Raw genomic sequence first — 9,000 nt, 5'->3', positions numbered from 1 at the left:
CATCCTGAAGCCCAGCCACCCGAGCGCGGACTACGCGGCCTCGGTCATCAACGAGTACGTCGTGATGCGCCTGGCCGACCGCGTGGGCCTGCCGGTCCCTGCCGTGCATCGCTTCTACACGCCCGAGCCGGTGTACCTCGTCCAGCGCTTCGACAGATACCTCGATGCCCAGGGGCGCACGCAGCGCAGCCACATCATCGACACCTGCCAGTTGCTCAACAAGTCCCGGCAGTTCAAGCAATCATCCGCATCGCTCGAATCCCTGGCCGAAGCGGTCGGGGCCTGCACCAACCGCATCGCCGCGGCACCGCGAATGTTCAACTGGCTGCTGTTCAACGTCCTGATCGGCAACGACGACAACCACCTGAAGAACCTGTCGTACTCGGTGAGCCCCGAGGGCGTCGCGATGGCGGACCACTACGACCTGCTGTCGACTTGCGTGTATCACGTGAAGGCGCTCGCCGATGAGCGAGCGATCTGGCCGTCGGTGCCGCTGATGTATTCGATGAACCAGTGCTCGATGTTCGGCGACGTTGACCGCAAGGCACTTCACGCGGCCGGCGATGCGTTGGGCATGCCCGTGATCGCCTGCGATCGGATGATCGACAGGATGGTGAAGCTGCTGCCCGTCGAACTCGATGCCCTGCTCGCCGAAGTCGACGCCGAGAACGCGGCGATGCCGAAGCTCACTGCGGCCGATCGCGCCCAGGAAGGGTTGGTGCTGCGCGCGATCCGGCACATCGTGGTGAACGACATGCTGAAGCGCATCACGCCCCGGCGCGCATGACCCTCGCTCAGTACCCCGCCGCCTGCCCGTCACGCCGCGAATCACTGGCCGCGACGTAGCCGTCTTCCTGGTCATCGCTCAGCTTCCAGATGAACTGCCCGCTGCCGTAGTCCATGTACGCGTCGGGCGTCGGCTCGAAGCGGTGGCCGAGTGCCTTCAGCCCGTCGACCAGCGCCGGTGCCATCGTCGATTCGAAATCCACCGCCCGCCCGCTGCCCACCTTCCAGCGCGGCGCATCGCAGGCCGCCTGCGGCTGCTGGCGGTGCACCAGCATGCGCACCAGCGTCTGCAGGTGGCCTTGCGGCTGCATGTTGCCGCCCATCACGCCGAAGCTCATCTGCGGTTGGCCGTCGCGCGTCAGGAAGCCGGGGATGATGGTGTGGAACGGCCGCTTGCCCGGTGCCACGACGTTCGGATGCTTCTCGTCCAGCGTGAAGCCGTGACCGCGGTTCTGCAAACTGACGCCGGTGCCCGGCACCACCACGCCGCTGCCGAAGCCCATGTAGTTGGACTGGATCAGGCTGATCATCATCCCGCGCTCGTCGGCCGCGCTCAGGTAGATGGTGCCGCCCTTCGGCGGCGTGCCGTGTGCCGGGTCGCCGGCACGCTTCGGGTCGATCAGCTTCGCGCGTTCGCGCAGGTAGCCGTCGCTCAGCAGATCCTCGGCCGTCACCTCGGTCATCGAGCGCGCGTCGGCGACCCAGCGGTAGGTGTCGGCGAACGCGAGCTTCATCGCCTCGATCTGCAGGTGCTGCGATTCGACACTGTCGACCGGGTACCGGGCGAGGTCGAGCCGCTCCAGCATCCCCAGCGCCATCAGCGCGGCAATGCCCTGCCCGTTCGGCGGGATCTCGTGCACCGTGTGGCCGGCGAAATCCTGGCGGATGGTCGTCACCCACTCGGGCCGGAAGTTCGCGAGGTCGACCAGCGCCATGCTGCCGCCGTTCGCCTTCGCATGCGCCACCAGCTTCTCGGCAATCTCGCCGCGGTAGAAGGCCTCGCCCTTCGTCAGCGCAATCTGCCGCAGCGTCGCACCGGCCGCCGCGAACACGAAGCGCTCGCCGGGCTCCGGTGCGCGCCCGCGCGGCATGAAGGCCTCGGCGTAGCCGGGCTGGTCTTTCAGGCCCGGTACCTGGCGGCCCCACTTGTCCGAGACGATGCGCCCGACCCCATGGCCGCGCTCGGCCAGCTCGATGGCCGGCTCCAGCAGGTCGGCGAACGGCAGCTTGCCGAAGCGCTCGGACAACGCCACCCAGCCCGCCACCGCGCCGGGGGTGGTCACCGTGTCCCAGCCGCGCATCGGCATCTTGTCGCCATGCTTGCGGCGGAAGTACTCAGGGTTCCACGCCGTCGGCGCAACGCCCGACGAATTGAGGCCGTGCAGTTCCTTGCCGTCCCACAGGATCGCGAAGTTGTCGCTGCCGAGGCCGTTCGACACCGGCTCGACGATGGTCAGCGCCGCCGCCGCGGCAATCGCCGCATCGACCGCGTTGCCGCCTTTCAGCAGCATGCGCAGCCCGGCCTGCGAAGCCAGCGCCTGCGAGGTCGCGACGACGTTGCGGGCCATCAGCGGGCTGCGGATGGTGGGATAGGGGTTGGTCCAGTCGAAGTTCATGGTGTGTAGCCCGGAAGCCAATCCGGGAAATGCTCAACGTTGCCGCGGATCCAGCGCATCGCGCAGCCCGTCGCCGAGCAGGTTGAAGGACAGCACCAGCAGGAAGATCGACACGCCCGGCCAGATCGCCATCCACGGTGCTGAGTCGACATAGTTCTTCGCCGTATTCAGCATACTGCCCCAGCTCGGCGCCGGCGGCTGTTGCCCGAGCCCGAGGAACGACAGGCTCGCCTCGGCGATCACCGCCGACGCGATCGCCAGCGTCGCCTGCACGATCACCGGCGGCGTGATGTTGGGCAGCACATGCCGCAGCGCGATGCGCAGCGGCGGGTTGCCGACCGCGCGCGCCGCCTCGATGTAGTCCTCGACCTTCACGTTCAGCACCTGCGCCCGCGCGAGCCGCACGAAGATCGGCGTGGCCGACACGCCGATCGCGATCATCGCGTTGGAGAGGCTCGGCCCGAGGAAGGCCGCCAGCGCGATCGCCAGGATCAGGAACGGGCAGGCCAGGAAGGCATCGGTGATGCGCGAGATCAGCGCGTCGGCGAAGCCACCGAGGAAGCCCGCCGCCAGCCCGATCGGCACGCCCAGCAGCAGCGAGATGCTCACCGACACCAGCCCGGCGAGCAGCGACGCGCGCGTGCCCCACACCACGCGCGACAGCACGTCGCGGCCGATCTCGTCGGTGCCGAACCAGTGCTCGGCGCTCGGCGCCTTGCGGATCGCGCTCCAGCTGGTGGCCACCGGATCCTGCAGGCCGAACCACGGCGCGAACAGCGCCATCGCGATGAAGAGCAGCACGACCGCGAGGCCGAGCAGCGCGCCACGGCGGCGCTTCAGCCGGCGCCAGGCGCGGCGCCACGGGCCGGCCTCGGAGCGCGGGGCGGGGGTCGTGGTGTGGACAACAGGAAGCACGGCAACCATCGTCAGCGCCTCAGTCGCGGGTTGACCGCAAAGTAGGCCAAGTCGGCCAGCAGGTTGAGCAGCATGTAGGTGCTGGCGGTGACGAGCACCACGCCCTGCACCACTGCGTAGTCGCGGTTGAACACCGCATCCACCACCAGCTTGCCGAAACCGGGGATCGTGAACACCTGCTCGGTGAGCACCGCGCCCGACAGCAGCGTGCCCAGCTCCAGCGCGCCCAGCGTGATGATCGGCGTCAGCGCATTGCGCAGCGCATGCTTCAGCACCACGGTGCGCTCGCTCAGGCCCTTGGCGCGCGCGGTGCGCACGTAGTCGGCCGACATCACCTGCAGCATCGCGCTGCGCGTGTGGCGCATCAGCACCGCGGCGATCGCGTTGCCGAGCACGAAGGCCGGCATGATCATCGCGGCCAGGTTCGCGCCCAGGTCCTCGAACGGGCTCACGTAGCCCGAGGCCGGCAGCCAGCCGAGCTGCACCGAGAACAGCAGGATCATCAGGATGCCGAGCCAGAAGTTCGGCGTCGAGATGCCCCACAGCGCGAACGCGTTGGCCGCCCAGTCCCAGGCCGTGCCGCGCCCCACCGCCGAGACGATGCCCGACGGGATGCCGATTGCCAGCGCGATCGCCATCGCCAGCAGCGCGAGCTCCACCGTCACCGGCAGCTTCTGCAGGATCAGCTCGAGCACCGGCTGCTGGTTGCGCACCGATTCGCCGAGGTCGCCCTGCAGCACGCCGCCGACCCAGCGGGCATAGCGCAGCGGCAGCGGCTCGTCGAGGTGCAGCTTGGCGCGCAGGTAGGCCACCACTTGCGGATCCTGGTCTTCGCCGGCCAGGATCTTGGCCGGGTCGCCGGGCAGCAGCTGCTGCAACCCGAAGATCAGCATCGAGACGAACAGCAGCGTCGGCAGCAGCGTCGCGACGCGCTTGACGAGGTACTCGAACATCAGCGGATCAAGGCGTGWGCTTCAGGCCGCTCACGCGCAGCAGGCCGTCGGGCACGTTGCGCACGCCGCCGAGCTTCGCGTTGTAGGCCCACAGCCAGTTGCGGTGGTACAGGTAGACGATCGGCCGCTCCTTCAGCACGCGCGCGGCGACCTGCTCGAACACCTTCTTGCGCTCGGCGGGGTCGCGCAATTCGCGCGAGCGGGTCAGCAGCGCATCGGTCTCGGCATCGCAATACCCGGCGTAGTTCAGCGGCTGCTTGCAGCCGTGGAAGCTGAACAGGTTGCCGTCCGGATCGGCACGGCCGCTCCACGCCAGCACCAGCGCCTCGAAGTCGCCCTTGTCGGCCATGTTCAGCGAGGTCGCGAACTCGGCGGCCTGGATCTTCACGTCGAAGCCGGCCTCGCGCGTCATCGCCTGCACCACCAGCGCCAGGCGCTGCGCGTCCGACGTGGTCGGCGCCACCAGCGTGAAGCTCGGGTTCGGAATGCCGGCTTCCTTCAGCAATGCCTTGGCGCGCGGGATGTCGCGCTTGGGCACCGGCACGTTCTTCGCGTACCAGGCATTGGCCGGCGCGACCCACTGGTTGCCGACCGTCGCCTCGTTGTCCATCACCACCTGCGCGATGCCCTGGCGGTCGAGCGAGAGCTCGAACGCCTCGCGCACGCGGGCGTCGCGGCCCAGCGGGTTCTGCTTCGCCTTGTCGCTCTTCGCAAGGTTGATCGTGATGCCCTGGTAGCCGATCTCGGTGATGCGCGAGGTCTTCAGCTTCTTGTCGGACTGCAGCTTCTCCATGTCGCTGGAGGCGACGCGCTCGATGAAATCGAGCTGGCCGGATTTCAGGTTGGCCAGCCGCACCGTCGCGTCGGGGATCGGCGTGTAGACGATCTTGTCGAAGTGGATCGCGTCCTTGTTCCAGTATTGCGGGTAGCGCTCGAACACCATGCGGTCCTGCGCGACGCGCTCGACGAACCTGAACGGCCCCGCGCACACCGGCTTCGTGCCGAACTTGTCGCCGGCCGCCTGCGCTGCCTTCGGCGAGACCATCATGCCGGCGCGGTCGGCCAACTGCGCGAGCAGCGGCGAGAACGGTGCCGACAGGTTCAGCTTCACCGTCAGCGGGTCCACCACGTCAACGGTGGCCACCGGCGCCAGCTCGCCGCGGCGGTTCGAGCCGGGCAGCGTCTTGTGGCGCTCGATGTTGAACTTGACGGCCGCGGCGTCGAACTTCTCGCCGTCGTGGAAGGTGACCCCCGGGCGCAGCTTCAGCGTCAGCGTCCTGCTGTCGGCCGACCACTCATAGCCGGTGGCCAGCTGCGGCTGGATCGCGAGCTTCTCGTCGACATCGAACAGCTTGTCGCACAGCGCGCTGAACACGACGCGGCCGACGAAGCTGCGCGAGAGCGAGGGGTCGAGCACGTCGGGGTCTTCGGCCAGGCCGACGCGCAGCGTCTGCGCTGCAGCGAGCAGCGGCGCAGACGCCAGCAGCAGCGCGGGGATCCATCGGGTCATCGGATACGTCATCGTGAACTCCAGGAACTGATCAAGGATGAATGAAGGCGGCCTGCAGGCGCGCGAGGCGGATGCCGGCCGGCGTGATGGCGGCCGCGGGCTTCAACGGCGCAGGCGCGGGCAGCTCGCGCCAGAAGTGGCACGCGACCGCCTGGCCGTCGTGCAGCTCCAGGGCAGGCGCCTGTTGCGCGCAACGCTCGCGCGCATGCACGCAGCGCGTGTGGAAGTGRCAGCCGCCCGGCGGGTTGACCGGGCTCGGCACGTCGCCGGCCAGCAGCACGCGCTGGCGCTGCAGGCCAGGTTCGGGCACCGGAATCGCCGACAGCAGCGCCTGCGTGTACGGGTGGCGCGGCGCCGCGAACAGCGTGCGCTTGTCGGCCAGCTCGACGACGCGGCCGAGGTACATCACCGCGACGCGCGTCGCGATGTGCTTGACCACCGCCAGGTCGTGCGCGATGAAGAGGTAGGCGATGCCGAAGCGCTGCTGCAGGTCCTGCAGCAGGTTCACCACCTGCGCCTGCACCGAGACATCGAGCGCCGACACCGCCTCGTCGCAGACGATCAGCTTCGGCTCGACCGCCAATGCCCGCGCGATGCCGATGCGCTGGCGTTGCCCGCCAGAGAACTCGTGCGGAAAGCGCTGCGCATGCTCGGGCGCCAGGCCCACGGTGTGCAACAGCTCGGCCACGCGCTCGCGATGCCGGCCGGTGTGCAGGCCGTGCAGCATCAGCGGCTCGGTAAGCGTCTGGCCGACCGTCATGCGCGGGTTCAGCGACGAGAACGGGTCCTGGAAGATGATCTGCATCGCACGGCGCTGGGCGCGCAATGCGGCGGCATCGAGCGCGCCGAGATCCTGCCCGTCGAAGCGCACGCGGCCGGCGCTCGGCTCGATCAGCCGCAGCACCAGCCGGCCGAGCGTCGACTTGCCGCAGCCGGATTCGCCGACCACGCCGAGCGTTTCGCCGCGCGCGATCGCGAGGTCGATGCCGTCGACCGCGCGCACCGCGCCCTTCGCGCGGCCGAACAGCCCGCGGCGCACCGGGAAGTGCTTGACCAGGCCCTCGACGTTCAACAGCACATCGTTCACGGGGTCACTCATGGCGTCACTCATGGAAGGGGCGCCCGCCAGCACGCCGCCTCATGGCGCGGCGCCAGCTCATACAACTCGGGCGCGGCTTCGCGGCAGCGCGGCTCGGCGAACGGGCAGCGCTCGGCGAAGCTGCAGCCGGGCGGGCGGCGCAGCGGGCTCGGCACCTGGCCGTCGATCGACGCGAGCCGCGTGCGCTCGCCGTCGAGGCGCGGCACCGCGCCGAGCAGGCCGATCGTGTACGGGTGCTGCGGCGATTCGAACAGCGCCTGCACCGGCGCGCGTTCGACGATGCGCCCGGCATACATCACGACCACCTCGTCGGCCACCTCGGCCACGACGCCGAGGTCGTGCGTGATCAGGATGACGGCGGTGCCGGTCTCCTGCTGCAGCGTGCGCATCAGCGCGAGGATCTGCGCCTGGATCGTCACGTCGAGCGCGGTGGTCGGCTCGTCGGCGATCAAGAGCCGCGGCTCGCAGGCCAGCGCCATCGCGATCATCGCGCGCTGGCGCATGCCGCCCGAAAGCTGGTGCGGATGCTCGTCGAAGCGCTGCTCCGGCGCCGGGATGCGCACCTTGCGCAGCATCGCCAGCGCCTGTTCGCGGGCCTCGGCGCGGCCGATGCGGCGATGGCGCAGCAGGCCCTCGACGATCTGCTCGCCGATCGTGAAGACCGGGTTCAGCGACGACATCGGCTCCTGGAAGATCATCGCCATGCCGTTGCCGCGCAGGTCCTGCAGTGCCTGCGCCGGCGCACCGACCAGCTCGCGGCCCTCGAAGCGGATCGAGCCGCTGTCGATGCGCCCCGGCGGCGACGGCACCAGGCCCATGATCGACAGCGAGGTCACGCTCTTGCCACAGCCCGATTCGCCGACGATCGCCAGCGTGCGGCCGGCCTGCACCTCGAAGCTGACGCCGTCGACCGCGGCGAACTCGCCGTCGTCGGTCTTGAAGAGCGTGCGCAGCTGGCGCACCTCGAGCAGCGCGGTCATGGTGCGTGGTCCTTCAGCGCCGCCTGGAAGCGCTCGATGCGGGCCTCGATCGCGGCGCGGTCGGTCAGCCCGACCGGGTCGTGGCGGCCGGCCAGGCAGGCGATGAACGGCTGGTAGCGTTCCAGGCTCTTGCGGTAGATGCGCTGCAGCTCGGCGAGCGGCTCGGCATGGTCGTCGACACGCAGGTCGAGCTGCGGGTGGTCTTCGTCGGCGTGCAGGCGCAGCGCGGCGGCCTGCTTGCCGCGCTTGTCGCCGCCGGCCGCCTCGCCGGCCTGCATCGCCACCAGCAGGCGCTCGGCGAAGGGCAGCCGGTGCGCATCGCGGTAGGCCTGCGCCGTCGCCTCGATCACCTGCGGTCCGGCGAGCATGTTGCCGGCCACGCTGAAATCGTCGAACAGCTGGTGGCCGCACCAATCGATGCACTGGCTGCCGGTGTGGGCGACCGGTGCGCCGACGGCCGGCAGCAGGTGGACCTGGCGGTGCGCGCGGCCTTCGTCGCCGGCCAGCAGGCGCTGCAAGGCCTGCACCGCCGGCTCGCCATCGGCCAGCAGCGCCAGGCCCGCGGCACCATACAGCGGGTTCATCAAGGCCTGGGTCGACAACGCACCGACATCGCGCCGCGTGTGCACGCACAACGCACCGACCGCGAGGAAGCGGCTTGCGATCGCGACACCGAAACGGCCCTGGTCGTCACGCGCGACGATGGACCAGGTCATCGCCGCAGGCGCTTCAGCGAAGCGCTTGCAAACATGATCTCAACGACATATTTGTGTTCCCTGGCAGAAGACCGACAGGGTTGCAAGCCGTGTGCCACGCGATTGCCACGCCGATCAGCGCCGCTCACCTCGTGAGCCGCAATCCCCGATTTGCGGCTCATTATTTGAGCCGAAACACCTAGAATGCGGCTCATGGTTTCCATCAAGCCCCTCTTCGTCTGGCAGCAGCCGGCGTGGCCCGCGCTGACGTTCGACCCCGCGCGGGTCGGGCCGGCACTGGCGCATGCCCGCCGCATGCAGGGCGTGGTGGAAGGCAAGGCGCAGGCGATCGGCATCGAGCGCGATGGCCAGGTCGCCCGCGAGTTGATGGAAGACGAAGTGATCGCCACCGCCGCGATCGAGGGCGAGCGACTCGACCCCGCGGC

The 9,000-nt window shown here is 69.4% G+C and carries 9 protein-coding genes; 2 read left to right on the top strand and 7 right to left on the bottom strand.

The genetic code is table 11. The features are described from left to right. A partial coding sequence (locus tag AC1D15_RS10295; RefSeq protein WP_477825902.1) for a HipA domain-containing protein occupies positions 1 to 787 on the top strand: 787 nt, incomplete at its 5' end. Between the two features lie 7 nt (positions 788 to 794). Here the strand turns inward: AC1D15_RS10295 and AC1D15_RS10290 are convergent. The 7 genes from AC1D15_RS10290 to AC1D15_RS10260 are packed head-to-tail and all read right to left on the bottom strand — an operon-like array spanning position 795 to position 8,575. Continuing rightward, a complete protein-coding gene (locus AC1D15_RS10290; protein WP_477825901.1) occupies positions 795 to 2,402 on the bottom strand; it encodes a gamma-glutamyltransferase family protein in 1,608 nt (535 codons plus the stop codon). 33 nt (positions 2,403 to 2,435) lie between these two features. Next, positions 2,436 to 3,326, bottom strand: coding sequence for an ABC transporter permease (locus tag AC1D15_RS10285; protein WP_477825900.1), 891 nt, complete (start codon positions 3,324 to 3,326; stop codon positions 2,436 to 2,438). A gap of 2 nt (positions 3,327 to 3,328) precedes the next feature. After that, positions 3,329 to 4,270 carry an ABC transporter permease gene (locus tag AC1D15_RS10280; RefSeq protein WP_047507078.1) on the bottom strand — a complete coding sequence of 314 codons (942 nt, stop codon included), beginning with the start codon at positions 4,268 to 4,270 and terminating at the stop codon, positions 3,329 to 3,331. Between the two features lie 7 nt (positions 4,271 to 4,277). Then, on the bottom strand, positions 4,278 to 5,792 hold the full coding sequence (locus tag AC1D15_RS10275) for an ABC transporter substrate-binding protein (protein WP_477825899.1): 1,515 nt from the start codon (positions 5,790 to 5,792) through the stop codon (positions 4,278 to 4,280). Positions 5,793 to 5,811: 19 nt separating this feature from the next. Further along, positions 5,812 to 6,879: an ABC transporter ATP-binding protein gene (locus tag AC1D15_RS10270; protein WP_465110562.1), complete on the bottom strand. Its 1,068-nt coding sequence runs from the start codon at positions 6,877 to 6,879 to the stop codon at positions 5,812 to 5,814. 8 nt (positions 6,880 to 6,887) lie between these two features. Next, positions 6,888 to 7,859, bottom strand: a complete 972-nt coding sequence (locus AC1D15_RS10265) for an ABC transporter ATP-binding protein (RefSeq protein WP_477825898.1) — start codon at positions 7,857 to 7,859, stop codon at positions 6,888 to 6,890. Further along, positions 7,856 to 8,575: a DUF1028 domain-containing protein gene (locus AC1D15_RS10260; RefSeq protein ID WP_477825897.1), complete on the bottom strand. Its 720-nt coding sequence runs from the start codon at positions 8,573 to 8,575 to the stop codon at positions 7,856 to 7,858. The genes AC1D15_RS10265 and AC1D15_RS10260 overlap by 4 nt, the downstream gene beginning before the upstream one ends. Positions 8,576 to 8,767: 192 nt before the next feature. On the opposite strand from AC1D15_RS10260, the gene AC1D15_RS10255 reads away from it, so the two are divergent. Continuing rightward, positions 8,768 to 9,000: DUF4172 domain-containing protein (locus AC1D15_RS10255; protein ID WP_477825896.1), on the top strand; the 233-nt coding region annotated here is incomplete at its 3' end.

Source organism: Rhizobacter sp. P2_H2, assembly GCF_056403375.1.
The sequence above is the reverse complement of the archived record's forward strand: the minus strand, read 5'-3'. Positions and strand labels throughout refer to the sequence as shown.

Bases quoted from the DNA above. Each gene is read 5' to 3' on its own strand.
- AC1D15_RS10290 (WP_477825901.1), bottom strand. From the start codon at position 2,402: ATGAACTTCGACTGGACCAACCCCTATCCCACCATCCGCAGCCCGCTG.
- AC1D15_RS10285 (WP_477825900.1), bottom strand. From the start codon at position 3,326: ATGGTTGCCGTGCTTCCTGTTGTCCACACCACGACCCCCGCCCCGCGC.
- AC1D15_RS10280 (WP_047507078.1), bottom strand. From the start codon at position 4,270: ATGTTCGAGTACCTCGTCAAGCGCGTCGCGACGCTGCTGCCGACGCTG.
- AC1D15_RS10265 (WP_477825898.1), bottom strand. From the start codon at position 7,859: ATGACCGCGCTGCTCGAGGTGCGCCAGCTGCGCACGCTCTTCAAGACC.
- AC1D15_RS10260 (WP_477825897.1), bottom strand. From the start codon at position 8,575: ATGACCTGGTCCATCGTCGCGCGTGACGACCAGGGCCGTTTCGGTGTC.